The following is a 22448-nucleotide window of genomic DNA, read 5'->3' as shown; positions in this document are numbered from 1 at the left end:
CCGTCAGGCGTCCGCGCTCAGCACTCGATGACGTTCACCGCGAGGCCGCCGCGCGAGGTCTCCTTGTACTTGATCTTCATGTCGGCATCCTTGCTTACCGATGCTCTGAACTGCGGCTGAGCGAGGATCAACGAGGCCTTGACGACCGCCAGGGAGTCTCCAGGGAGAATTTCGATCCGGGGAGTGCTCGGGGCCTCTGCCGACTCGAACCAGCTGTCCATCGCGGCGAGCCCGCGGGCGCCGGACCCCGGCATGAAGTGAGCGTACCGCTCCAGCGTGATCGTCGGCGAGCTGTGCCCCATCCACACTGACAGCGTCACCGGGTCGACGTTCTCCGCGAGCTGGACGCTGGCGTAGGTGTGGCGCAGACCGTGGAAGCCGTGGTCCCGCGGGTCTGTCCACCGGAAGCGCCGCAGCCGCTTCTGCCGGGCGATCTCCTCCGGCGTCTCAGGCTCGATCCTGGTGATGAGGCCGGCGGCCATGAGCGCGGGCTTCCAGGTGCGGTCGTTGAACGTCCGGTAGTAGACCCGGTTCCCTTGGCTGGTCGCCACCAGCAGCGGCACCGTCACCGGCTTCCGCTGGCGTGCCTCCAGCTCGGTCTTCGGAGGCGTCGGGTCCGACCACGGAAGCGTCATCTGGACCGGCGGGTACCGTTCCATGTGCGCCCTCACGCGGGCCGCGAGGTTCGGCGTCAGCGGCACCTCGCGCTCCTTGTCGCCCTTGGGGAGCGCGAAGTAGAACTGGCCGCCGGCCGAGGCTCGGAGCTGCCGGCGGACGTGGATCACACCCTTGTCGAAGTCGAAGTCCTCGGCGCCCAGCCCGAGTACCTCACCCTGGCGCAGGCCGGCGCCCACCCCCAGGTCGACAGCGATCCGGTACCGGTCCTGAACGGCGCCCCGGATCGTGTCGACGATCTCGCGACCCCAGGCTGTGGCCCGCTTCTCGGCCTTCTTGGGAGGCTTGACGCTCCGGTTCACGCGGCACGGGTTCTTCAGGATCCGGCTGTCCTCAACGGCCGCGTTGAGGATGGTGCTGAGGTGGATCCAGATGACCTCGGCGGTCGAGGTGTCGACCCGCGTGAGCAACTCCTTCCTCCACTCCCGAAGGGCCGCCGCGTCGATGCGCCGGAGCGCCAGCTGCCCGATGGGCAGGCCCTCGATGTGGCGGCGGATCTTGCTCTCCATGGCCGTGTAGGTGGTGAGCTTGTCGGTACGGCCGGGCCAGAAGTGCTTCTGGATGTATTCGGTCAGCAGGATGTCGCCGTTCCGCGGGTCAACGAACTCCGCCCGGCGCTCATCCGTCTGCGCCTGGGCGAGCCACTTCTTCGCATCGCTGGCGGAATCGAACGACCGGGCACGCACGCCGGGTATCCCGGCGACCTTGTAGCGCCTCCCCTTGCCCCACAGGTCTGTCTTCCGGCGCCGCCCGGTCGCCGGGTCTGGCCTCTTCGTCAGCCAGCGATCTTCGATGTACCCAGCCACTGGGCTCCCCCCTCGAGGTCGATCGCGCGGGTCTTCAGCATCCAGCCGGTGACGCCGAGTTCAGCGGCGAGTTCAGCCGGGCCACTTGCCCACTGCCGGGCGGCGCAGAAGTCGCTGATGGCGATCAGCTTGCGGGCGGCCCGCAGGTCGGCGAGACGCTCGGCCCGCTGGCCGGCGGAACCGCCACAACCGACGTCCCCGGCGAGGATGTGCTCGATCTCGTGCGCGAGAACACACCGCTCCTCGACCGGGCTGAGGCCCAGGGCGACGACGACGACGCGGTGGCCGGGGGACCAGGCGCCCCAGGTGTCCCGCAGCCATCGGCGGAGGACAGGGATGCCCATCCGGTCCAGCTCGGCGTGCGGGTCGTACTGCTGCGCTACCTCGGCGACGGTGCCGATGGTTCCGGGCATGCCTCTCCCCCTGAGTCCTGACGTGTGGGAGGCATGCCGGTGCGGAGAGTCTGGCATATGCGCGTGAGGACGTGTGAGGATTTAGCCACGTTAAGTCACGCGTGTCGCGGGTATGCCGGGGAGTTACGGCTGTTCGCGGCGCCCGCGCTCGTACTCCTCGATGGCCTGCTGGATCCGAGCTGCATCGTCGCCCGGAACGCCAGGGTCGCCCTCGGCCCAGGCGTGCGGCCGGTACGCGGCAAGACCGTAGGAGCCCTGTGCCGCGGGCGTACCGCGCTGGGGGATCGACTGCAGCAGCCGGTCTGCGACGTCCTCCAGGAGGTCACGTAGCACGGGGTCGCCGCCCGCCGCCACCGCAGCGCGGGCGAAGCGTCCCACCGCGGGGAACAGATCTCCGGGGGCGCCACCGTGGGATGGGGTCACGGCGGCGAGCGCGTTCGTTGGTGCGCTGGAAGTGCTGGGGTCTTGGCCGGCCAGTGCCCGATCGACGCCGTCGGGGGGCCACAGAAGTGCTCGACCGACCGCCAGGTAGCCAGCGGGAATCTCCGGCGCACTGGCTGGCGCTGTCCCCGTCTCGTACGTGCTGATCGTTCTCACTGTCAGCCCGGATTCGTTGGCCAGCTCGGGCTGTCGCCATCCCTTGCGCATGCGGTCGCGCTTGATGCACCGACCGAGGTGCTTCCAGTCCTGCTCCACGGTCCCGATCTCCCTTGACTGCTTGGCGCGCTCTTCCTGCAAGGCAACGATAGGCAACAGTCTTGCAGAGGGCATGCAACTACACGCAGTCAGGTTCCCGCCAACCTCATGCCCGCCTCCTTCAACTTCCTCTCCATTTCTCATTGCTTCTTGCACTTCTTGCTCACTGCATCTACGGTTCCTGTTGTGCAAGCAGACGGACCGAACATCCGGCGCCTGCGCGAACGAATGGGTCACGGCCTGAACTCCTTCGCGCAGCGAGCCGGAATCTCCCCCTCGCACCTGTCGCGCATCGAGCGCGGGCTCAGTGGGGCTCAGCCGGAAGTGATGCAGCTCATTGCCGCCGGACTTCATGTCGAGGTGGAGCTGATCATCAAAGAAGAAGTGGAGAAGAAGTAATGAGCGAGGTGGACTCGCCCTTCCTGTCGCATAAGGAGGCGGCTGCCTACATCAAGCGGACTCCGCGCGCCCTGTACTGCCTCAACGACCGACGGCAGGGGCCGCCGTCCTTCCGTCTCGGCGGCCGGCGCATGTACCGCCTTGTCGCCCTCAAGGCATGGCTCAGGGAGCACGAGGCGGCTGATTCCAGGTCGAATCTCGCGCTCGACCCGACCCGCCAGGCCCCCGAGCCGCGCCGCGCGAAGCGCTGGCAGCCGATCGGCGTCTGAGCCACCACAGACCAAAGGGTCGGGCCCCCGCCCGGCAGTCACCCGGATTCCGCCCGGATGCCGCCCGCGAAGGCCCAGTGGCCCACCCGATCAACGACCCTGAACAGGAAGGAGGTAGGCCGACATGAAGCCTACCGACTCGCACGACCGCGAGCCCATGTCCGCCGAGCGCCTCGCCGAGATCCGCACCCAGTACGCCACCGAGACGAGCACGGACGCCGCCGTCATCATCGAGCTGTTGAACGAGATCGACCAGCTGGACGACCTGCTCGGTGACTCCGAGGACGAGGTCGAGCGCCTGCAGCGGTTGCTCTCGCCGTCCGCGGTGAGCGGCTCGGTGTCCCGGACGCTGTCCGGGAAGTGGCGCGCCCGGTGGCGTGAAGCGGACGGCACCCAGCGCTCGCGCACGTTCGGCAGGCGGCGCGACGCCGAGTACTGGCTCAAGGACGCGCAGGCGCGCCAGCGCCAGGCCGGCGGTGCCGAATGAGCAACACGTACACCTGGTGGACCGAGCGGGCGTCCGCCGGCACACACAACGCGGACGGGTCCATCCACATTTACCCGGACGGGGTCGGCGGCGACCAGCTGACCATCTACCGCCGCCAGGGCATGACGGACACGGAGATGCTCGCCATCGCGGACCGCATCGTCGCGGACGTGACGCGGTGGCGCGACGCCATCGCCGCGAACGCGGAGGCGACCCGCACCGTCGAGGACGAATTCGCCGCCGCCCGGGCGGACATCGCCCACCTCAAGGGCCAGGACGGTGCCGCGTGACTGCCGTCCTCGTCATCCTCGCCGCGAGCGCCGCCGTCCTCGTCATCCGCGCCTGGACGAGCCCCGACGCCCGCGCGTACCGCGCCTACCGCCGGTCGCTGGCCGCCCAGCGCCGCACGTGCCCCTGCGGCTACCCGATCCACAAGCACGTGCCGATCCGTCACCAGCGCACTGCCGAGGAGTCCCGATGACCATCCGCACCCTGTTCGGCCGCCGCACCACTGCCGTCGACCCGCGGATCCGTGGTCTGCAGGTCGACCTGCGCGAGGCCCGTGAGCAGGCCACCCGGCTCGCCGCCCGGCTGCGTGCCGAGGGCGCCCGCGCCGACCGCGCCGAGGAGGCGCTGAACGACTTCCGCGACGGCATCCGCTCCGGCCACGACGACCTGCTACGCCTGGTCGCGCAGCAGCAGCGCGAGATGGCCCAGCTCCGCCGGGACCGCGACGGCGCGCTCTCCCAGCTCGACGCCGCGCTCGGCTACGACGCGAAGACCCTCGCCACCATCAACGCCGGCGGCGCCAAGGCGGCGGCGTGAGCTTCGCTGGTGGTGCCTTCATCGACGGGCGCGACGCGCTGTTCTTCCTGATCGTCCGCCCCGCCTCTGCGGGCACCACCGGCTCCAAGGTCGTTCTGGAGCACGGCGGAAGCGGCCTGACCATGGCCCAGGCTGCGCACATCCTGCGCCAAGTCGCGGACCGCCTCGACGCCCAGGCTGCGGCCGAGGTGCTCGGCGCCCACGATGCGCTCTGCGGCTTCACCAACGGCATCACCAACCGCTGCACCTGCACGGCGCCCCACTGACCGCCTGGGGCGGGGCGGCACCGCGCCCCGCCCCAGGCCGCCAACCACCCTCCCCGAACTACCGGAAGGCCGCACGTGACCCTCGACGCCATGCACTGGGTGTGGAACCACTCCCAGTCCAAGGGGAACCCGAGGCTCGCGCTGCTCGCGATCGCGGACAAGGTGCGGACGCCTTCCTGTGAAGTCACGTTCAGCTACTCCGAGTTCATGGGCGCACTGAATGCAGGCCGTTCCGTCGTCCGGGACGCCGTGCGGACGGCTATGGAGTCGGGCGAACTGGAGTTGGTGAAGGCCGGGAAGGGCACCCGGTCCGCCCTGTACCGGTTGCCGAAGGCAGTCGGGTACATCCGGGGGGCTGTTGCTAGCGGTTCGGATCCCGGACCGCTAGGTGCTCCGAACGTCCAGGCCAGTGTGCCGGATTCCGAACCGCAAGCTCCTCACAGTGGTTCGGAACCCGAACCGCAAGGCGCGGACCATGATCACGCTAGCGGTTCGGAATCCGGCACAGAGTGGTTCGGATGTCGAACCGCTAGCGGTTCGGAATCCGGCACACACTCTCCATACCCAGTACCCATGAACGAGAGAGCGATCGACGCGGACGGTTTCCCCGCCTTCGCCAGGCCTCTCTCCGACCAACTCACCCTCGCCGGGGTCGTCGTCCGCTGGCCGTTCAACTCCACCGAGTGGCTCAAGCTCGCCGCCGCGATCAAGAAGTCCGGCATCCCCGCGCTCGTCGAGTACGCCCGTCGTGTCTGGGACCGGCAACGAGGCGACGTCGACAGCGCCCGATTCTTCCTTGCCGGCTGGTGCCAGCTCCCGCCGCTGCCCGCCGCCGACGCCGAACGCCCCCCGCTCCGCGCGGTCGCCGGTGGCAATCCCCAGGGCTGGCAGCCCTACAGCAACCAAGACCCCTCCGTGTACAAGAACGGCTGGTAGCAATGCCCGAGCCTCAGCGCATGAACCCTGGCGCCGCCATGGCCGCTCTCCGGGCCCGCCTCGACGCCCGCGGCATCGACCTCCCCGCCCGCGGCCCCATCGAGGACGTGCCCAGCCCCAACGATCCCGGCCACCCCGAGTACCACCACCGAGTCCGCGCCGAGTTCGCCCTCGACCGCTGGAGCGCTGCCGTTCCCCGTCGGTACGCCAACGCCCGCATCGTCACCGAGCCCGTTGTCGCCGAATGGGCCCGGCAGGTCGCCACCAACCCTGTCAACGCCCGGTCTCTGCTCCTCACCGGCACCACTGGCACCGGCAAGACCCACCAGGCGTGGGCAGCTCTCAGGGCAATCGCCGAAGCTGGCCCCGCCCGGTACGAGATCATCGCCACCACTGCCGCGGACATGTACGGCCGCCTCCGCCCCGGCGGATCAGCGAACGGTCCCGAGCACGACCTCAACCGCCTCGCCCGGATCCCGCTCCTGCTGCTGGACGACCTCGGCTCCGCCAAGGCCAGCGAGTGGGTCGAGGAGATCACCTACAGGCTCATCAACGAGCGCTACAACGCCTGCAAGCCGACCGTGTTCACCTCGAACTACCCGACCGAAGCGCCCCGCCACCCGAAGACCGGAGCGGTCCTCGGTCCCGGCCTCGACGTCATCCTCGGTGACCGCATCGTCAGCCGTCTCACCGAGATGACCGACGTCGTTGTCATGGCCGGCCTCGACCGCCGACGCCACCGGGCCGCGTGATGGGTGCCCCCAGGCCAGCGGACACCCGTCGACGTGAAACCCCGCCCGAGTGGGCCATCCCCTGCCCCGTACCCACCTGCCGCGCCAAGCCCGGCACTCCCTGCCTCGGCCGCACCACCGGCCGCCCCGTCGCGGAAGGCAGCCACCCCAGCCGGGCCGACGCCTGGCTCACCCGCCCCGCCGCCTAGGAGACCACCATGTCGCGCCCCCGCCCCACCTGGACGCTCACCCGGGACAACCTCACCCAACTCATGGAGCTCATCGAGCCATCCAAGCCGCACTACCGATCCCGCGTCCCCGCCGGCCCGTACGACGTCAGCGTCGAGATCGACGGCCTCACGATCCTCGCCCACCGCGAACGGCCCCGCGCCGTCGCCCACTTCGGCGACATCATCACCCACCAGCACGACGGCACCTGGACCGTCCAGCCCGCCGCCGAGGAGACCACCCGATGAGCACCCTGACCGCCGCGGCCTGGAACGACCGCTACCCGGCCGGCACCCCGGTGACCGCCTACCCCGGCGTCCGGCCCGAGCACCCGGCCGGCGAGTTCTGCACCGTGCTGGAGACCCGCACCCGCTCCGCCGCCTGGACCCTCGGCCACGGCGAGCCGGTCGTCGCCGTCGACGGCTACGCGGGCGGGATCTCCCTGGAGCACATCGACCTGCGCGAGGAGCCCGCCCCGACCGCCGGGATCGTGCACGCCGGCACCGACACCGCCCACACCCTCGTCCAGACCGCCACCGAGGAGAACGCGCGATGAGCACCCAGCCCCAGCCCGCCACCGAGCCGATCACCAACCAGGAGATCCTCGCCGCCGGCCAGCGCATCGCCAACGACCTCATCGCCCACCTGCTCACCGAGGCCCGCGACTACCTCGGCACCGACACCATCGGCGAGGCCATCGGCGACGACCCCGACCACCACCGCCTTGACGCGCACACCCGCGGTCTCGTCTGGCGCGAGGTGTGGGACCGCCTCGGACGCGGCGCCACCGACGCCGAACGCCTCCGTGAGCAGGCCGAGACCGCCCACGTCCGCCTCTGGTTGATCGAGCAGACCCTCCGGCGCGTCGACGCCAGCCAGGACCCGGCCGGCATCGCCGGGCACGTCGGCCCCTACTTTGACGGCCCCCTGCACCCCGACCACATCGCCGCCTACCACGCTGCCCAGGAGGCCTGAGCCATGACCCAGCCCCTCGACCTCGACGCCATCCAGGCCCGCTGCCCCGTGCCTGGCTGCACCCGCGAGACCTACGCCGACCCCGAGACCCACACTGTCGACCTGTACGACCACCTCAACGACGTCCACGGCGCCGCCGGCGTCCGGGCGCTGGAGCACATCGCCCGCCAACAGGCCGCCCGGGTCCGGGACCTGGAGGCCGAGCTGGCCACCGAACGCGCCGTCGCCGAGTCCAACCGGCGGTCCGCCAAGCTGCTCGCCGACGACGTCAAGCGGCTCACCGCCACACTCGACCAGCGCGACGCAGCCATCCGCGCCACCACCGACGGCATCCTGCAGCGCGCCAAGGCCCCCAGCGGCCGCACGCGGCCCGCCTGAGCGCCCCGCAGCCCCACACCGGACCACGGAGCCGACCGGCGCCCGAACGGGCGTCCTAGGCCCCACCACGACCACCCCCACGGAGGCCCACATGGCCATCAAGCTCTACGCCTGCGTCACCGCCCAATGCGACGAGTGCCACAACACCCTGACCAACGACGACGAGGTGCTGCTGCACTTCGACAACCAGACCGAGGCCATCAACGAGGCCAAGGGCATGGGCTGGCAGCAGACCGCCGACGGCCAACTGCTCTGCGAGGACTGCGCGGACCCGCTGCCCGAGTGCCCGACCTGCGGCCCCGACTGCACCAACCGGACGCACGACCGGGTGTTCCGCACCCGCGGCTACTGACTGCTGACCCACCCCGGCGGCCGGCACCCACCGGCCGCCACGCACACCCACCACGGAGACCCGACATGACCAACGCCCGCACCGCCCTCCTCGCCGAACTTCTCGCGGGGGAGGACCCGGCCAGCCCCGAGTACGCCGACGCCCGTCGCCGGATCGAGCGGCTGGTCGACGCCTACCGCGCCGCACTGCTCGCCAAGGCGGGCCGCCGCATCCGAGGCAGCAAGATCATCGAGCCCGGCGACGACGTCGACCACCACGTCAACGACGTCCTGGAGCAGACCGCCGCGATGGTGGAGGGCATCCGGTGACTGACGCCCCGCAGCTGAGCACCGACGCCCAGCTCCAGTACGACGAACTCGCCTACCTGCTCCGCAGCACGCTCGCCGAGAGCGACGCCGACGACGCGATCGACACCCTCGACGCCCTGCTCGACCTCTACCGAGACCAAGTGCTCGCCGAAGCCCGCGACCGGGCGCCCGCCCTACCGACCGCCAGACGGCGCCCGGTGACCGGCACCCCGCCGCCCGCCGCCGACACTGACCTCGACGAGCGCGAGCGCCGCCTCCGCGCCGACTTCGACGATGCCCGCAAGGCCCTCCAGCTCGCTCAGGGCCACCTCGACCGGATCGCCAACGAACTCCGCGAACTGCGCCGCGAGCGCCGGGACCGCGCCACGGCCCGCGCGGTGCTCGGCCAGGACGGCGGCCAGCAGTGACCCGACCCCTCACCCCGCGCGAAGCCGACGCCCTCCGCTACAAGGCCGAAGGCCGCACCGACTACGACATCAGCGCCGCCCTACGCATCACCCAGAGCGCCGTACGCAGCACCACCAAGCGCGCCATCCGCAAGCTCGGCGCCAAGACGCTTGACGAGGCCATCCAGATCCACAACCAGCCCACGGAGAACCAGCAGTGACCGACCGCACCGTCCTCCCCGGCCAGGTCTGGGCCGACAACGACAAGCGCGGCTACGGGCGGCAGGTTCGTGTCATCGAACTCGACGGCACCCACGCCGTGGTCGAGCTCCATGTCCCCCGCAGTGCTGGCCACCTGCACGCCAAACCGGGTCGACGCACCCGCATCCGTCTTGACCGGTTCCGCCCCACCAGCACCGGCTACCGGCTCGTCCGGGACGCCGAGTGACCGTCAGCCCCTGGCTGGTCCTGGCCGGCGCCCTCGCAGCCCTCGGCCTGACCGCCGTTCTCCTCGGCCACCTCGACAACCGCCAGCACACCGAGCAGGACGAACAGGCCACCGCCGACGACCAGTTCGCCGCCCTCCTCGCCACCATGGAGCGCCCGTGACCACCGCCCCCACCGTCGACCAGATCGGCATCCTCGCCGACACCGCCGCCCGCCGCATGCTCACCCCCGCCGAGGCCGCCCGCCTCCGCGCCGGCATCAACGCCATCGGACAGGCCCTCAAGACGGCCTCGATCAGTCGCCTCGACCAGCAGACCCTCGACCGCCAGCGCACCGAGATCACCCGGCTCACCGCCCTCACCACCGACTACGAGCAGGTGATCAGGCACCAGCGCGCCGAGCTCCTCGCCGCCCGGAGCGGCCGACCGGTCCCGGTCGAGCCCGCGCACGCCTGACCCCCTGCACTTCTCGCCCACCGCACCAGGAGCCACCACATGACCAGCAGCACCCACGCCGACCTGATCCACATCGCCGCCTCCTGGCCCGTGCTGCGGGAGATGCTGGAGGCCCGGACGCCGCGGACGTGGCCGCCGGCGGGCCGGATGTCTGACCACCAGCGGGACCTCGACGACATCCTCGATGGGATCGAGGTGCTGGACCAGCAGGCCGCGGTCGAGCGGGCCGAGCGGACCGCCCTCGCTCCCGGGCAGCGGCCGGCACCGCTGCGGGTGTCGATCCTGGACACGATCACCGAGCTGGAGGGTGAACTCCTTGCCCTGGCCGACGAGATCGCCGGTGCCGTGCAGCGGCCTGCGTTCACGGCCCGCTTTCCCTCGGCCAGCCCGGCCGACGACGTCGCCCGCTCGCTCGCCCTCATGGGGCTGCGGGACCAGCAGGATGAGCGGCGGTGGCGATTCAACATGGCCGGCCGGTCCGGCGGGACCGCCGCGGCGTGGCTCGCCGCCCGCATCGTCGGCGAGGACGGCCCGTTCCGGCCGCTCTCCGACGCCCAGCGGGCCCGAATCGGCCAGGTCGCCGCCGCCGCCCGGCGCCGCCTCGACCGGGCGCTCGGCGACACCCCGGGCGTCACCCGTACCCGGCTGCGGGTCGAGTGCGGCTGTGGTGGCCGACTGGAGACCGTCAGCGGTGGCGACGGCGAGCCGCGCATCCAGTGCGACCGCTGCGGCACCCACGCCAGCATGATCGCGCTCCTCGAGGGCCTCGACGCCGCCTGAAACAGCCCGCTGTGAGGGCGCTCACCCGGTACCCGTGAGCGCCCTCACCAACCCGGAGACCACCATGAGCACCCTCACCATCGGCGGCGTCTACACCGCCCAACTCCACGGCATCGCGGGCCCCTGGACCATCCGCGGCACCGCCACGATCTGGGCCGTCCAGGAACACGCCAACGCCAGCACCACCGTGACCGTGCAGCTCAGCGACCACCCCGACCCGCGCCGTCCCGGCCACTCCACCTACGCCACCGGCAGCATGAGCGAGCTCCCCGACGGCACCCGAAGCCTGGTGAGCCTCATCACCCCGCACCCCGGACCCACCCAGATCAGCCTCGGCTACCGGATCCTCAGCCAGCGCGACCCGGCCGACACCGACCTCCACCTCGCCGCCGCCGCAGCCCTGCTCGCCGACTGGGAGCCCGTCCCCGACAACGACGAGCCCCTCGGCGTGAATGCACTCACCACCCTCGAACGCGTGGTTCGACGGGTCGCTGCCGGAGAGGACGCGGTCCGCGTGCGAGACACCCTGATCCGCCGCCTCCGGGCTGGGAACGTCGACCGCAGCCGCCTTGCCGCCATCGTCGGCATCGACCCCAGCCGGATCACCCAGATCTGCAGGCCGATCCGCGACACAATGAGCGCATGAGCACCGACCTGGTCGAATTTCTCCACGCCCGTTTCGACGACGACGAACAGGCTGCCCACGCCGCACTCGGCACCAACGAGCTGGCCCAGCCAGCAGGGCAGCAGGCGCGCTGGGTCCGGCAGGGCGACCAGATCTGGTCACAGGGCCGGTCGGACGTTCCAGTGGTCGGAAAGACCTGGGCCCGACCCGCCGAGCACATCGTCCGCCACGACCCGGCCCGGGTGCTCTCCGAGGTCGATGCCAAGCGCCGCGTCCTGGCAGACGCCGCGAGCTTCACCGAGGACGGCCAGCAGGCCGTTTTCCAACTGCTCGCACTGCCGTACGCCGATCACCCCGATTACCGACCCGAGTGGGCGCCGGGCACGAGTGCTTGACGCACCGCCACCTGGTGATCCAAACTGGCCCCACGTCCGGCGTGCCCGGACATCAGACCACCCGAGAGCCCCGCAGGCCAACGCCGCGGGGCTCTCGGCGTATCCAAGCGGAGGTGACCATGCCCGGCGACACCCTCGGCCAGCGCGCCGCCGACCGCGTCGCCAGCGCTTTCGGCAGCTGGCGGTTCATCTGGATCCAGACTCTGTTTGTCGCCGCGTGGATGGCCGCCAACATCATCGGGCTGGCCTATCGCTGGGATCCGTACCCGTTCATCCTGCTGAACCTCGTGTTCAGCACCCAGGCCGCCTACGCCGCGCCGCTGATCCTGCTTTCGCAGAACCGCGGCGCCGAGCGGGACCGCGAGCGTGCCGAGCAGGACCTGGCGACCGACACGGAGACGCTCGGGATCGTCCGGGCGATGGCCGACCACCTCGGCGTCACCCCAGCGAAGCGGTGAACCGACCGGCCGTTGCGTCGTCGGCCGAGAGGGTCAACTTCCCCCGGTGGCTGATCTCCACCTGATAGAACCGCGGGCCCGCAGGGACACCCGGAACCGATATCGGGAACACGCACCTCTGCCGCGACAGAGGCACCTCGTCCGTCCCGACGCCCAGCACCCCCGTGGCGACCACGGTGCCGTTCGCGTCGTAGACCGTCACGGCAGCACCGCTGCTGATGTCCGCGTAGCCGCCCGAGGTCATGCAGCCCCTCGGGTCGGTCGAGGAGTAGCTGGTGCCCGACACCGTCAACGTCCCGGTGAGCGTGAACGCTGCGGGCCTCGCAGTGGACCCGGTCGGCTGATCCGTGCCGGACAGGGTCCATGCAGCGCCGACTGCGCCGGCACCAACTGCCAGGCCGGCCAGGCCAACGATCAACGCCGTACGCCAACGTGTAGCGACGGATGCAGGCGTCGACTGCTCAGCGGGAACAGGCTGCGGCACCGACTGTGACTCTGTCACCTCGTCAGACATGGCCCGAGGATCCCAGCCTGCGCAACTGGCCACCATGCCAGTTTCTCAATCGTGATCAGGGAGGTGATCGTGGCCAAGCGTCGGGCCTTCGCCATCTGCTCCCGTCCAGGGTGTCCCGAGTACACCGACCGTGGCCGGTGCGAGGACTGCCGCCGCAGTGCCGACCGGCAGCGCGGCGGCGCGCGCCAGCGCGGCTACGACCGCACGCATGAGCAGACGTTCCGCGCCGCCGTCCTGGCCCGCGACCCGGTCTGCATCCTCTGCCACCGCGAGCCCAGCGCGCACGCCGATCATCATCCGCTCAGCAGACGCGAGCTGGCAGCAGCGGGCGAGGACCCCAACGACCCGCGGCACGGCCGTGGACTGTGCGCGGCGTGCCACAGCAGCGAGACAACTCGGCATCAGCCTGGCGGCTGGGCGGCGGCACATCACGGAGGGTGACCGAACCCCAGGGGGGATACCCCAAAGGCGATCTTGTTCCGGACCGCCGGGGAGGGCTATCGCCGTCTGTACGGGTCTGGGAGTTCCAGAATCGCGCTCCAATCGGGCCCTCAGTTACTGAGTGTCGCGGGCGAGATAGAGGGCGACCTCCCGCAGGACCTCTTGACTCGACTTCGTCGAACCTGCGTCATGCGCTTCAGCAAGTACCCTTACGATCACGCAGGCGGCACCGACCAAGCCGTTGAACCGAGGCTCCAGAGCTTTCACGACGGCATGCGCCGTTTCCTGTGGGGTGGTATCCCCTGGCAGCTGAAGGTCGACGTTCAACAGGTCGGCCAAAAGGAGCTTGACACGGTCTTCCCCATCGCTGGCTGGCTCATTTCCCTGGGCGAGCAGGATGGTCCCCAGCAGGCGGCGGGTGATGTCAGTTTGGTCCATCCCAGCATGCTTCCCGACCGTGGCGGATACCGCCAGAGCTCAGGCTAGGACTGGGAGGTAGGCGATGGCTGGGATGGGACCGCCTCCGAAGTCGGCCGACCAGCGTCGGCGCCGGAATGCCAGCGTCGCGATGACCCGACTGCCTGCCAGCGGCCGCCTGGGAGAGGCCCCGCGGTGGCCGCTGCTGGCGGACATCGTGACCACCGAGCGGCTCGCTGCCGCCCGGCGCCTCGCGGACGAGCTGGAGCTGAAGCTCCTCGACCCCGAGCTGTCCGGCCGGGAGCGATCGGGCGTTCAGCGCAAGCATGACGGCGCCCTCACCGAGGTGAACGTCCTCACGGCCCAGCTCGACGCGCACGAGCGGGTCGAGGCCGAACTCTGGACGGACCTGTGGCGGACGCCTCAGGCCGTGGCGTGGGAGCGGCTCGGCTGGACGCGAGAGGTCGCCCAGTACGTCCGGTGGAAGGCCCGGGCCGAACAGGGCGACCTGGACGCGGCGAAGGAAGCGCGCCAGCTCGCGGACCGCCTCGGCCTGAACCCGCTCGCGCTGCTGCGGCTGCGCTGGGAGGTGGCCGAGGACGAGGTCGCCGAGCAGCGGACGGTACGTCGCCAGCCGGCCGGTGTCCGTCAGCGGTTGAAGGTGGTCGATTCCGATGCCGTGGCGGGGGGCTGAGTACAAGGGCGAGTTCCCGAGCCTGGGGTGGACCGTCGGGGAGTGGATCGAGGAGCTGTGCGTCATCCCGGACGGCGACCGGGCGGGCGAGCCGTACCGGCTCACCGACGAGATGTGGGAGTTCCTCGCCCACTACTACCGGCTGAAGCCAGAGGCCCAGGCGGGACAGCGGGCGCCCGCGTTCGCATACCGCCGCGCGCAGTTGGTGAGGCCTCAGAAGTGGGGCAAGGGGCCGTTCAGCGCCTCCTTGATCTGCGCTGAGGCGGTCGGGCCGGTGCTGTTCGACGGCTGGGATGCCGAGGGCGAGCCGGTCGGCCGACCGTGGCCGACGCCGCTGATCCAGATCGCCGCGAACTCCGAAGACCAGACCGCCAACGTGTACGCCGCGTTGCAGCCCATGATCGAGCTCGGCCCGCTCGCCGACCTCATCCCGGACACCGGGGACACCCGGATCAACCTGCCCGGTGGCGGCCGTATCGACCCCGTCACCTCCCGCGCGAGGACGAGGCTGGGCCAGCGCGTGACGTTCGTGGTGCAGGACGAGACCGGCCTGTGGACGGTGGCCTCGGGCATGGTCGCCGTGGCCGAGACCCAGCGCCGCGGCCTGGCCGGCATGGGCGGCCGCTCTATCGAGACCACCAACTCATGGGACCCGTCCGAGGATTCGGTGGCCCAGCGAACCTACGAGTCCCGGGTGCGGGACATCTACCGAGACCACCGGCTCGCCGACGCCCGACTCGACTACCGTCTCAAGCGCGACCGGAAGAAGATCCACCGGGCCGTCTACGGCGACTCCGCCAAGAAACCGGGCGGCTGGGTCGACCTCGACGCGATCGAGGCCGAGGCCGCCGAACTCGCCGAGCGCGATCTGGCCCAGGCGGAGCGGTTTTTCGGCAACAGGGTGGTGTCCGGCACCGGCACCTGGCTGGAACGTCCCGTCTGGGACACCCTGGCCGAGCCCCGCCCGACACCGCCGCCCGGTACCCGGATCGTCCTCGGCTTCGACGGCAGCGACCTGGACGACTGGAGCGCCTTCCGGGCCGAGACGCTGGACGGCTACCAGTGGACGCCGACCTACAGTTCGCTGCGGCTGCCGACGATCTGGGACCCGCGGGAGTGGGGCGGCCAGGTGCCGCGCCTGGAAGTCGCCGCCGCGCTGGACGAGCTGATGCGCACCTTCGACGTCGTCCGGCTCTACTGCGACCCGCCGTATTGGGAGACCGAGATCGACGAGTGGGCCGACCGCTACGGCGACCGGGTGGTGCGCTGGGCTACCTACCGCATCGCCCAGATGCACGCCGCCGCCGAGCGGCTCCTGACCGACGTCACCAAGGGCGGCACCGGTTTCCGGCACGACGGCTGCCAGGCCACGTCCGCCCACATCGGCAACGCCCGCCGGGCAGCGAGGCCCGGTGACCGGTACGTCCTGCGCAAGGCCTCGACCGCCCAGAAGATCGACGTGGCCGTGGTCAGCATCCTCGTCCACGAGGCGGCCGGCGACGCTGTCGCCGCAGGCCTGGCCCGAACCGACCCCGAGAGCACTGTGGTGGTGATGCGCTGATGGCCCTTGTCGATCTCACCCCCGAGCAGTGGGTCCAGCGGTTGTCCCAGCTGCACGACCGCCAGATGACCCAGCTGCAGCTGTGGGACGCCTACTACGAGGGTCGCCAGCCGCTGTCCTACATGGCGCCGGAGCTGCTGCTGGAGGTCGATGACCGGCTGCGGCAGGTGGTGGTGTTCTGGCCGGAACTGGTGGTGGACGCCCTGGACGAGAGGCTGGATGTCGAGGGATTTCGCCTCGGCGGGAGCGAGAAGGCCAGCGGGGACCTGTGGGACCACATCTGGCAGCCGAACAACCTGGACGAGGAGTCCGGGCTCGCGCACGTCGATGCGATCTCGATGAGCCGAGCATTCGCGATTGTGGGTGCCGGCGACAGCCGGATCGATCCGCCGGTCGTCACCCCCGAGAGTCCGGAGCAGGTGTACGCGGAGCGGGACCCCCGTACCCGCAAGGTGATCGCCGCACTGAAACGCTGGAACGAGGACGAGCCCGACGGCTCGCAGACCTTCCACGCCGCGCTCTACCTCCCGGACGCCACCGTGTGGTTCCAACGGGACTCCCAGCACGGCCAGTGGGAGGAAGCGGAACGCGACGATCACGCCCTCGGCGTGGTACCGGTGGTGCCGCTGGTCAACCGGCCTCGCCTGTCGGACCGCTCCGGGCGCTCCGAGCTGGCTTCCGTCGTGCCGCTGTCGGACGCGGCGTGCAAGCTCGCCACGGACATGATGGTGGCCGCGGAGTTCCACGCGATGCCGAGGAGGTGGGCCACTGGCCTCGGCGACGATGACTTCAAGGACCCGTCCGGGCGCGCGGTCTCGGCCCTGTCGAAGATCGCCGGTCGTGTGTGGGCGACGCGCAACAAAGACGTGACGTTCGGCCAGTTCCCCGAGGCGAACCTGTCCGTCTTCCACGACTCGCTGAACCAGCTCGCCCGCATGGTCGCGGCGATGCAGGGGCTACCGCCGACGGCAGTTGGCCTGGCCAGCGACAACCCTCCGTCCGCTGACGCGATCCGCGCATCCGAGGCCAGGCTCGTCAAGCGGGCCGAGCGCAAGCAGCGCATGTTCGGCGGAACTTGGGAGCAGGTGATGCGTATCGCCCTGCTGGTGCGTGATGGGGAGGTTCCCCCGGAGGCCATGCGGATGGAGACGCTCTGGAGGGACCCAGCCACGCCGACGTACGCGCAGAAGGCCGACGCCGTCACGAAACTCTACGCGGCAGGGCTGCTGCCGAAGGAGCAGGCCTGGGAGGACATGGGCTACAGCGCAGCACAGATTGCCCGCATGCAGGCGATGGAGGACGACGCGCTCACGCGCCTCACCGCCGCCGACCTGCACGCCCTGTCGACGGCGCCGCAGAGCGCCGCAGTGCCTGGATCGCCGGCCGCGCAGTCCGCCGTTTCGAGCTGGTCGGCGGACGCCGCCGATGGCTGACCCCGGCCCGCACGAGGCGATCATCACCGTGTACGGGCAGTCCCAGCAGCAGGCGGTCGCCGGAACGCTCGCAGGGGTCGACAGTCTGTGGGCCGAGCTGGCCCCGGACGACCTCACCGGGTCCTGGCTGGCCGGGATCGGCGAGCGGATCGTGCGCGCCGTCCAGGCCGGCAAGCTGCTGGCCGCGACCACCGGACAGCCCTACGTGGACGCGATGGTGGCCGCCGACGGCCTCACCTCGGACTACCTGCCCGGCGCCGCCCGCGTCCCGGCTCGGGCGTGGACTCTCAGCGCGTCGGACGGCCGGCCGCTGGACAGCCTGCTCTACCTGCCCGTGACCCGGACCAAGTCCCTGCTACAGGGCGGCCTGACCCTGCAACAGGCGATGCTCAAGGGCCTGCTGGACCTGCAGCGGATGGTCGCCTCCGAGGTCGCGGATGCCGGATCCAGCGCGGCCGGGGTGGCCATGGTGGCCAACCGGAAGGTAACCGGCTACATCCGGCGGGTCCGGTCCGGCGCGTGTGCCCGGTGCGCGATCCTCGCCGGCCGCTGGTACCGCTACGATGCCGGGTTCCAGCGGCACAAGCGGTGCCAGTGCTACGGCGAACCGGCCACCTCGGCCCGACACCTGCACGCCACCGGCGCCCGGGAGTTCTTCGACGGCCTCTCGCAGGAGGAGCAGGACCGCCGCTTCACCCGGGCCGGCGCTCAGGCGATCCGGGACGGCGCCGACGTCGGCCAGGTCGTCAACGCCCGCAAGGGCATCACGACCATCGACGCCTACGACCGATCCGTCGTGGCGACCCTGCAGGGCACCGGCCGCACCGGGATCTACTACCGGCGCGAGCGCGACGCCGCCGAGGCCGCGACCGGCATCCGGTACGCCCGCGGCGCCGCCGACCTCGAGGCCGGCCTGCCGCGCTTCAAGGTCACCGCCCCCCGGCTGATGCCGGAGGAGATCTACAAGCTGGCCGACGGCCGCGACGAGCTGATCGGACTCCTGCGCCGCTACGGCTACCTCACCTGACCTGCGCGCAACGCCAGGCCGCCCCACCCCCGCAATGGGAGACACCCATGCAGCACAGCAGCCCCGCGCCCTGGTTCGACCTGGGCCGCCACAACGACCCCGACCCGGGAACCCCGCCGGCCGGCGGCGCCGACCCGGGCGCCCCGGACGACGGCACCGCAGCCCTCGGCGACCCCGGCAAGCGCGCCCTGGACGCCATGAAGGCCGAGCGCACCGCCGCCCGCCAGCAGGCCGCCGCCGAGAAGCAGCGCGCCGACGAACTGGCAGCCAGGGTCGCTGAGTTCGAGAACCGCGACCGCACCGACCTCGAGAAGGCCACCGCCGCCGCCGAGCAGGCCTCCCAGCGCGCCGAGGCAGCCACCGTCCGGGCCGTGCGCGCCGAGGTCAGAGCGCTGGCCGCCGCCGACTACGCCGACGCGGACGACGCTGCCGCTTTCCTCGACCTCGCCAAGTACACGGGCACGGAAGGCGAGATCGACACGGAGGCGATCCGGAGCGACCTGACCGCGCTGCTTGAACGCAAGCCCCACCTCGGCCGCCCGGCCGACACCCAGCGCGGTCCGCGCCCCGATCCGGGCCAGGGCGCGCGACCGCCCGCGCCGCCGACCGACTACCGCACCGCCGACCGCGCCGCGTTCGACACCGAGCTCGCCAAGTACGGCATCCGGCTCCGCTCGTGATCCACGTGCGCGCCCGCCTGGGCGCCGGCCTTACCCGCATCCAGGTGACCGGCCACGAGGAGCCCGAGCAGGACGGCCGCGTCTGCGCCGCCGTTTCGGCTATCACTCAGACCGCCCTGCTCGGCCTCGACCAGGTGGCCGCGCAGTATCCGGACCTCGTGTCCGTCGAAATCACCCAGGAGAGTCCATGACCCAGCTCATCGCACCGTGGGTGCCGTGGTTCGACCTCGGTCGGCACGGCGTGCGCCCCACCCTGCCGCCTGCGATCCAGGCCATCATGCAGAACGGCATTCTGGACCGCGTCTTCCAGGAAGCCCTCAAGCCGGAATTCCTCTTTCCGGGTATCGCCGACTCCGAGCCGTGGCAGGGCGGCCTCGGCGATAGCAAGACCTTCACCCGCAAGGGGTTGCTCACCCCGGTCACCACGCCGACCACAGGGTCCGACCCGGCCCCGGCCACCTACAGCATCGAACAGTGGTCGGTCGTGATGGACCAGTACAGCAACTCGGTGGACACCAACATGCTGGTCAGCAGCATGTCGCTTGCGAGCAAGTTCCTCGGGGACCTGGCCACCCTCGGGGTGAACGCAGGCCAGTCCATCAACCAGATATGCAGGGGCAAGCTGTTCGCCGCCTACGCCGGGGGCCGGAGCTGGGCGACCGCGGCGACCACCAACAGTGCCTCGCTCACCGTGCAGTCCGCCAACGGGTTCGCCTACGTGCTGGCCAACGGGGTCCCCGCCCCGGTGTCCGGCGCGAATCCGCTGAACGTCACGATCGGCGGCGCCGCGAACACGGTCATCGGCGTCAACACCGGGGCCGGGACCCTCACCCTCGGCACCGCGGCAACGGTCGCGGCCGGTGCAGCGGTCATCGCGGCCAACGCCCCGGTGAGCATCCGCGCGACCGGCACCAACAGCGCTTACGACCTCACTTCGAGCAACCTGGCCACCTTCCAGATGTTCCGCGCGGCTGTGACCCGACTGCGGAAGATGAACGTCCCGACCGTGGACGGCTACTACGTCGCGCACATCGACCCCGACACCGAGGCCCAGTTGTTCTCCGATCCCGACTTCAAGCAGGCCCTGCAGGGACGCGTGGACTCCCCGGTCTTCCGCAACTTGTCGATCGGTCGCTTCGGTGGCATCGACTGGATCCGCAACATCGAAACCCCGACCGTCCAGGGCGGCTCGTCCGGCTCTCTCACCGTCCACCGGCCCATCGTGATGGGCGCCGGCGCGCTCGTGTCCTGCCCGATGGAGGGCACCGCCAACCTGCTCTCCGGCACCGGCGTCGAGGACGTCCCCGAGATCGCCATGATCGACGTCGCCCCGAACGTCCAGGTCGCGCGCATCATCCGGCCGCCGCAGGACCGCCTCCAGCAGGTTCTCTCCTCCACATGGTCCTACGTGGGTGACTTCGGGATCCCCTCCGACGCGATGACCGGTGACGCCGCCGCGTTCAAGCGCGCTGTGGTCCTGGAGCACGCCTGACCCGCCCGGTGGCCGCCTCCGCGCCGGCCGCCCCGACCACAAGGAGACCGCGGTGCGCGTTCGCCTGCTGACCAACTGCCGCCTCTACTGGGACTATGCCGTCCACGAGTTGCGCGAGGGCGCCGAGCACATCGGCGACATCGCCCGGCACCTGCACGCCACCGGCGCCCCGGTCGAGGTCGTCGAACACGACCCTGAGCCGGCCCCGGCTGCCGAACAGCCCCCCGCCTCCGTCGTTTCGACGCCGGTCTCCGAAGGCCTGCCGCAGGCCGGCGCCCTGGACATCACCGGCACCATCGACACTGTCCTGACCTGGGTCGGCGCCGATCCGGTCCGCGCCCAGCAGGCCCTGGACGCCGAGCGCGCCAAGGGCGACGGGGCCCGGGCGACCCTCACCAACCGCCTGGACGCGATCCTGCAGGCCGTCGCGCCCTGACCGACCCGGAGGTGAGCCATGACGCCGCCCCCGCCGCTGGCAACCGTGGCCGACCTGCAGTCGGCCATGCAACGCACCGTCGACCCGACCCAGGCCGCCCTGGCGATCCGCCGCGCCTCCGCGCAGGTGCGCCGCTACACCCGGCAGACGATCACCTATGTCTCGCAGGAGACGATCGTGCTGCCGGGCGGCGACCGGGTCCTGCGGATGCCGGACCGCCCGCTGGTCGTGGACGCGCTGAACCCGCTGACGGTGGTTGAGCTGGCGGACCTCGGCGGCGTGCAGATCACCTGCCTGGAGAACCGGGACTACCTGCGGCTCGGCGACGAGCTCACCCGCGGCTACCCCTGGTACGCGCCCGGCCGGCTGATGGGCTGGCCCCGGCGCAACCTCGGGATCTGGGCGCCCCGCGTCCAGATCACCTACAGCCACGGCTACCAGGACGTCCCCGACGACATCCTCGACGTCGTCCTCGACCTCGCCACCATGACCATGACCAACCCCCAGGGGCTGCGTCAGGAGACGATCGACGACTACTCCCGCACGTTCGCGTCCGAGACGATCGGCGGGGCCACCCTGTCCGACGGGCACCGGGAGATCCTCGCCCCCTACCGGGTCGAGCTGACCTCGCTGAGGCCCTCGTGACCGGACAGCTCGACCAGGTGCTCGGCGCCGGCCGGGCCGCCCACCAGCAACTCATGCTGGACACCTGCACCATCACCCGCTCCGGAGCGCCGGTCCTCGACCGGAACACCAGCGCCCTCACCCCGGGCCCGGCCACCACGCTCTACGCCGGACCCTGCCGCCTGAAGACACAGAGGCTGCCGCGCGACCGCCGCGCCGGCGAACGCCTCGCCGTCACCGCCCGCTACGAGGTCGCGCTCCCGTACGGGGCGACCACGGCGGCCAGGCTGCAGATCGGGGACACCCTGACGATCACCTCCTCCGGTGACACCCGGCTCGTCGGCCGCGCGCTGTCGATCATGGCCGTCGACTACGGATCCACCGCGACCGCATGGCGCCTGACCGTCGAGGACACCAACTGAGGAGACCGCCATGGCCGGTGCACCCGCCGTGCTGCCGCACATCGACGCCGTCACCGCCGCCCTGGCCGCAGCCCAGCTGACCGCCTACCTCGGCGGAGCACCCCAGGGCGTCGCCCCGCCCTACGCCGTGCTCTACCCGACCCCCGGGGCCCCGGTGCGCGCCTCGCTCGCGGACGACCGCACCGGATGGCAGTCGCTGCTGCAGATCACCTGCGTCGGCGCGAGCGCCGAGCAGGCCCTGAACTACGCCGACCGGACCAGGGCCGCACTGGATGCGCCCCTTGTCGTGGCCGGCCGCACAGGATGGCGCCCCGAGGCGCTGGACGGTCAGCCGGTCGTCCGCGACGACGAGGTCAGCCCGCCCGTCTACTACACCGTGGCCCGCTTCCGGCTGCGGTCCACCCCCAGCTGAGGAGA

41 protein-coding genes are annotated in these 22448 nt (G+C 71.1%); 35 read left to right on the top strand and 6 right to left on the bottom strand.

Annotated features, from left to right (window positions below):
- Positions 1 to 17 precede the first annotated feature (17 nt).
- The 3 genes from AB0O91_RS21230 to AB0O91_RS21220 all read right to left on the bottom strand — a co-directional run bounded on the left by AB0O91_RS21230 (position 18) and on the right by AB0O91_RS21220 (position 2590).
- Complete coding sequence (locus AB0O91_RS21230; RefSeq protein ID WP_363435446.1) at positions 18 to 1481, bottom strand: site-specific integrase; 1464 nt, start codon at positions 1479 to 1481, stop codon at positions 18 to 20.
- A complete protein-coding gene (locus AB0O91_RS21225) occupies positions 1451 to 1894 on the bottom strand; it encodes an ImmA/IrrE family metallo-endopeptidase (protein ID WP_363435443.1) in 444 nt (147 codons plus the stop codon). Before AB0O91_RS21225 ends, AB0O91_RS21230 begins: the two co-directional genes overlap by 31 nt.
- Positions 1895 to 2017: 123 nt before the next feature.
- Complete coding sequence (locus AB0O91_RS21220) at positions 2018 to 2590, bottom strand: helix-turn-helix transcriptional regulator (RefSeq protein WP_363435440.1); 573 nt, start codon at positions 2588 to 2590, stop codon at positions 2018 to 2020.
- A gap of 186 nt (positions 2591 to 2776) precedes the next feature.
- Between AB0O91_RS21220 and AB0O91_RS21215 the strand changes: the two genes are divergently transcribed.
- The 24 genes from AB0O91_RS21215 (at position 2777) to AB0O91_RS21100 (ending at position 12290) form a co-directional block, all read left to right on the top strand.
- Positions 2777 to 2989: a helix-turn-helix transcriptional regulator gene (locus AB0O91_RS21215; RefSeq protein ID WP_363435437.1), complete on the top strand. Its 213-nt coding sequence runs from the start codon at positions 2777 to 2779 to the stop codon at positions 2987 to 2989.
- A complete protein-coding gene (locus AB0O91_RS21210) occupies positions 2989 to 3258 on the top strand; it encodes a helix-turn-helix domain-containing protein (protein WP_363435435.1) in 270 nt (89 codons plus the stop codon). The genes AB0O91_RS21215 and AB0O91_RS21210 overlap by 1 nt, the downstream gene beginning before the upstream one ends.
- 124 nt (positions 3259 to 3382) lie before the next feature.
- Entirely contained in the window at positions 3383 to 3745 is a 363-nt protein-coding gene (locus AB0O91_RS21205; RefSeq protein ID WP_363435432.1) for a hypothetical protein, read from the top strand.
- On the top strand, positions 3742 to 4035 hold the full coding sequence (locus AB0O91_RS21200) for a hypothetical protein (protein WP_363435429.1): 294 nt from the start codon (positions 3742 to 3744) through the stop codon (positions 4033 to 4035). Before AB0O91_RS21205 ends, AB0O91_RS21200 begins: the two co-directional genes overlap by 4 nt.
- Positions 4032 to 4226, top strand: coding sequence for a hypothetical protein (locus tag AB0O91_RS21195; RefSeq protein ID WP_363435426.1), 195 nt, complete (start codon positions 4032 to 4034; stop codon positions 4224 to 4226). Before AB0O91_RS21200 ends, AB0O91_RS21195 begins: the two co-directional genes overlap by 4 nt.
- Positions 4223 to 4570 (top strand): hypothetical protein, encoded by a 348-nt coding sequence (locus tag AB0O91_RS21190; RefSeq protein WP_363435423.1) that lies wholly within the window; start codon positions 4223 to 4225, stop codon positions 4568 to 4570. Before AB0O91_RS21195 ends, AB0O91_RS21190 begins: the two co-directional genes overlap by 4 nt.
- A complete protein-coding gene (locus AB0O91_RS21185; RefSeq protein ID WP_363435420.1) occupies positions 4567 to 4836 on the top strand; it encodes a hypothetical protein in 270 nt (89 codons plus the stop codon). The genes AB0O91_RS21190 and AB0O91_RS21185 overlap by 4 nt, the downstream gene beginning before the upstream one ends.
- 573 nt (positions 4837 to 5409) lie before the next feature.
- Positions 5410 to 5772 carry a hypothetical protein gene (locus AB0O91_RS21180; protein ID WP_363435418.1) on the top strand — a complete coding sequence of 121 codons (363 nt, stop codon included), beginning with the start codon at positions 5410 to 5412 and terminating at the stop codon, positions 5770 to 5772.
- Positions 5773 to 5792: 20 nt separating this feature from the next.
- Complete coding sequence (locus AB0O91_RS21175; protein ID WP_363435415.1) at positions 5793 to 6524, top strand: ATP-binding protein; 732 nt, start codon at positions 5793 to 5795, stop codon at positions 6522 to 6524.
- A 197-nt stretch (positions 6525 to 6721) separates the two neighbouring features.
- The gene (locus tag AB0O91_RS21170; RefSeq protein ID WP_363435412.1) at positions 6722 to 6979 is read left to right on the top strand and encodes a hypothetical protein; all 258 of its coding nucleotides are present in this window, start codon (positions 6722 to 6724) and stop codon (positions 6977 to 6979) included.
- The gene (locus AB0O91_RS21165) at positions 6976 to 7287 is read left to right on the top strand and encodes a hypothetical protein (protein ID WP_363435409.1); all 312 of its coding nucleotides are present in this window, start codon (positions 6976 to 6978) and stop codon (positions 7285 to 7287) included. The genes AB0O91_RS21170 and AB0O91_RS21165 overlap by 4 nt, the downstream gene beginning before the upstream one ends.
- Positions 7284 to 7706: a hypothetical protein gene (locus AB0O91_RS21160; RefSeq protein ID WP_363435406.1), complete on the top strand. Its 423-nt coding sequence runs from the start codon at positions 7284 to 7286 to the stop codon at positions 7704 to 7706. Before AB0O91_RS21165 ends, AB0O91_RS21160 begins: the two co-directional genes overlap by 4 nt.
- A 3-nt stretch (positions 7707 to 7709) precedes the next feature.
- Positions 7710 to 8084: a hypothetical protein gene (locus tag AB0O91_RS21155; RefSeq protein ID WP_363435403.1), complete on the top strand. Its 375-nt coding sequence runs from the start codon at positions 7710 to 7712 to the stop codon at positions 8082 to 8084.
- A 91-nt stretch (positions 8085 to 8175) separates the two neighbouring features.
- Entirely contained in the window at positions 8176 to 8436 is a 261-nt protein-coding gene (locus tag AB0O91_RS21150; RefSeq protein WP_363435400.1) for a hypothetical protein, read from the top strand.
- Positions 8437 to 8501: 65 nt separating this feature from the next.
- Entirely contained in the window at positions 8502 to 8744 is a 243-nt protein-coding gene (locus AB0O91_RS21145) for a hypothetical protein (RefSeq protein ID WP_363435397.1), read from the top strand.
- Entirely contained in the window at positions 8741 to 9151 is a 411-nt protein-coding gene (locus AB0O91_RS21140; RefSeq protein ID WP_363435394.1) for a hypothetical protein, read from the top strand. The genes AB0O91_RS21145 and AB0O91_RS21140 overlap by 4 nt, the downstream gene beginning before the upstream one ends.
- Positions 9148 to 9351 carry a LuxR C-terminal-related transcriptional regulator gene (locus tag AB0O91_RS21135; protein ID WP_363435391.1) on the top strand — a complete coding sequence of 68 codons (204 nt, stop codon included), beginning with the start codon at positions 9148 to 9150 and terminating at the stop codon, positions 9349 to 9351. The genes AB0O91_RS21140 and AB0O91_RS21135 overlap by 4 nt, the downstream gene beginning before the upstream one ends.
- Positions 9348 to 9578, top strand: coding sequence for a hypothetical protein (locus AB0O91_RS21130; protein ID WP_363435388.1), 231 nt, complete (start codon positions 9348 to 9350; stop codon positions 9576 to 9578). The genes AB0O91_RS21135 and AB0O91_RS21130 overlap by 4 nt, the downstream gene beginning before the upstream one ends.
- On the top strand, positions 9575 to 9739 hold the full coding sequence (locus tag AB0O91_RS21125) for a hypothetical protein (RefSeq protein ID WP_363435386.1): 165 nt from the start codon (positions 9575 to 9577) through the stop codon (positions 9737 to 9739). Before AB0O91_RS21130 ends, AB0O91_RS21125 begins: the two co-directional genes overlap by 4 nt.
- Complete coding sequence (locus AB0O91_RS21120) at positions 9736 to 10032, top strand: hypothetical protein (RefSeq protein ID WP_363435383.1); 297 nt, start codon at positions 9736 to 9738, stop codon at positions 10030 to 10032. Before AB0O91_RS21125 ends, AB0O91_RS21120 begins: the two co-directional genes overlap by 4 nt.
- Positions 10033 to 10071: 39 nt before the next feature.
- Positions 10072 to 10812, top strand: a complete 741-nt coding sequence (locus AB0O91_RS21115; RefSeq protein WP_363435380.1) for a hypothetical protein — start codon at positions 10072 to 10074, stop codon at positions 10810 to 10812.
- 34 nt (positions 10813 to 10846) lie between these two features.
- Positions 10847 to 11458 carry a hypothetical protein gene (locus AB0O91_RS21110; RefSeq protein WP_363435378.1) on the top strand — a complete coding sequence of 204 codons (612 nt, stop codon included), beginning with the start codon at positions 10847 to 10849 and terminating at the stop codon, positions 11456 to 11458.
- Complete coding sequence (locus AB0O91_RS21105; protein WP_363435375.1) at positions 11455 to 11832, top strand: DUF6221 family protein; 378 nt, start codon at positions 11455 to 11457, stop codon at positions 11830 to 11832. Before AB0O91_RS21110 ends, AB0O91_RS21105 begins: the two co-directional genes overlap by 4 nt.
- A gap of 119 nt (positions 11833 to 11951) precedes the next feature.
- Positions 11952 to 12290: a DUF1003 domain-containing protein gene (locus tag AB0O91_RS21100; RefSeq protein ID WP_363435638.1), complete on the top strand. Its 339-nt coding sequence runs from the start codon at positions 11952 to 11954 to the stop codon at positions 12288 to 12290.
- On the opposite strand, the gene AB0O91_RS21095 is transcribed toward AB0O91_RS21100, so the two are convergent.
- The 3 genes from AB0O91_RS21095 to AB0O91_RS21085 form a co-directional block, all read right to left on the bottom strand.
- Positions 12271 to 12804, bottom strand: coding sequence for a hypothetical protein (locus tag AB0O91_RS21095; RefSeq protein WP_363435372.1), 534 nt, complete (start codon positions 12802 to 12804; stop codon positions 12271 to 12273). The two genes, AB0O91_RS21100 and AB0O91_RS21095, sit on opposite strands and share 20 nt — an antisense overlap.
- A 45-nt stretch (positions 12805 to 12849) precedes the next feature.
- Positions 12850 to 13101: a hypothetical protein gene (locus tag AB0O91_RS21090; protein ID WP_363435369.1), complete on the bottom strand. Its 252-nt coding sequence runs from the start codon at positions 13099 to 13101 to the stop codon at positions 12850 to 12852.
- A 258-nt stretch (positions 13102 to 13359) separates the two neighbouring features.
- Complete coding sequence (locus tag AB0O91_RS21085) at positions 13360 to 13683, bottom strand: hypothetical protein (RefSeq protein WP_363435367.1); 324 nt, start codon at positions 13681 to 13683, stop codon at positions 13360 to 13362.
- 130 nt (positions 13684 to 13813) lie between these two features.
- On the opposite strand from AB0O91_RS21085, the gene AB0O91_RS21080 reads away from it, so the two are divergent.
- Genes AB0O91_RS21080 through AB0O91_RS21030 form a run of 11 tightly spaced genes read left to right on the top strand, consistent with a single transcriptional unit; the run spans position 13814 to position 22443 of the window.
- Positions 13814 to 14356 (top strand): hypothetical protein, encoded by a 543-nt coding sequence (locus AB0O91_RS21080; protein ID WP_363435364.1) that lies wholly within the window; start codon positions 13814 to 13816, stop codon positions 14354 to 14356.
- Positions 14337 to 15917, top strand: coding sequence for a hypothetical protein (locus tag AB0O91_RS21075; RefSeq protein ID WP_363435361.1), 1581 nt, complete (start codon positions 14337 to 14339; stop codon positions 15915 to 15917). Before AB0O91_RS21080 ends, AB0O91_RS21075 begins: the two co-directional genes overlap by 20 nt.
- A complete protein-coding gene (locus AB0O91_RS21070) occupies positions 15917 to 17350 on the top strand; it encodes a phage portal protein (RefSeq protein ID WP_363435358.1) in 1434 nt (477 codons plus the stop codon). Before AB0O91_RS21075 ends, AB0O91_RS21070 begins: the two co-directional genes overlap by 1 nt.
- Positions 17343 to 18377, top strand: a complete 1035-nt coding sequence (locus AB0O91_RS21065; protein ID WP_363435355.1) for a hypothetical protein — start codon at positions 17343 to 17345, stop codon at positions 18375 to 18377. The genes AB0O91_RS21070 and AB0O91_RS21065 overlap by 8 nt, the downstream gene beginning before the upstream one ends.
- A 47-nt stretch (positions 18378 to 18424) precedes the next feature.
- Positions 18425 to 19057, top strand: a complete 633-nt coding sequence (locus tag AB0O91_RS21060; protein ID WP_363435352.1) for a hypothetical protein — start codon at positions 18425 to 18427, stop codon at positions 19055 to 19057.
- On the top strand, positions 19054 to 19248 hold the full coding sequence (locus AB0O91_RS21055) for a ribosomal-processing cysteine protease Prp (protein WP_363435349.1): 195 nt from the start codon (positions 19054 to 19056) through the stop codon (positions 19246 to 19248). Before AB0O91_RS21060 ends, AB0O91_RS21055 begins: the two co-directional genes overlap by 4 nt.
- Positions 19245 to 20549 carry a hypothetical protein gene (locus AB0O91_RS21050; RefSeq protein ID WP_363435347.1) on the top strand — a complete coding sequence of 435 codons (1305 nt, stop codon included), beginning with the start codon at positions 19245 to 19247 and terminating at the stop codon, positions 20547 to 20549. Before AB0O91_RS21055 ends, AB0O91_RS21050 begins: the two co-directional genes overlap by 4 nt.
- 52 nt (positions 20550 to 20601) lie before the next feature.
- Entirely contained in the window at positions 20602 to 20985 is a 384-nt protein-coding gene (locus AB0O91_RS21045; RefSeq protein WP_363435344.1) for a hypothetical protein, read from the top strand.
- An 18-nt stretch (positions 20986 to 21003) separates the two neighbouring features.
- Entirely contained in the window at positions 21004 to 21630 is a 627-nt protein-coding gene (locus tag AB0O91_RS21040) for a hypothetical protein (protein ID WP_363435342.1), read from the top strand.
- Positions 21627 to 22031, top strand: coding sequence for a DUF6093 family protein (locus AB0O91_RS21035; RefSeq protein ID WP_363435339.1), 405 nt, complete (start codon positions 21627 to 21629; stop codon positions 22029 to 22031). Before AB0O91_RS21040 ends, AB0O91_RS21035 begins: the two co-directional genes overlap by 4 nt.
- Before the next feature lie 10 nt (positions 22032 to 22041).
- Complete coding sequence (locus tag AB0O91_RS21030; protein ID WP_363435336.1) at positions 22042 to 22443, top strand: hypothetical protein; 402 nt, start codon at positions 22042 to 22044, stop codon at positions 22441 to 22443.
- Positions 22444 to 22448: the final 5 nt, after the last annotated feature.

The organism is Kitasatospora sp. NPDC089797 (assembly GCF_040684795.1).
Classification (GTDB): Bacteria; Actinomycetota; Actinomycetes; order Streptomycetales; family Streptomycetaceae; genus Kitasatospora.
This window is presented reverse-complemented; position numbering and strand designations above follow the sequence as displayed.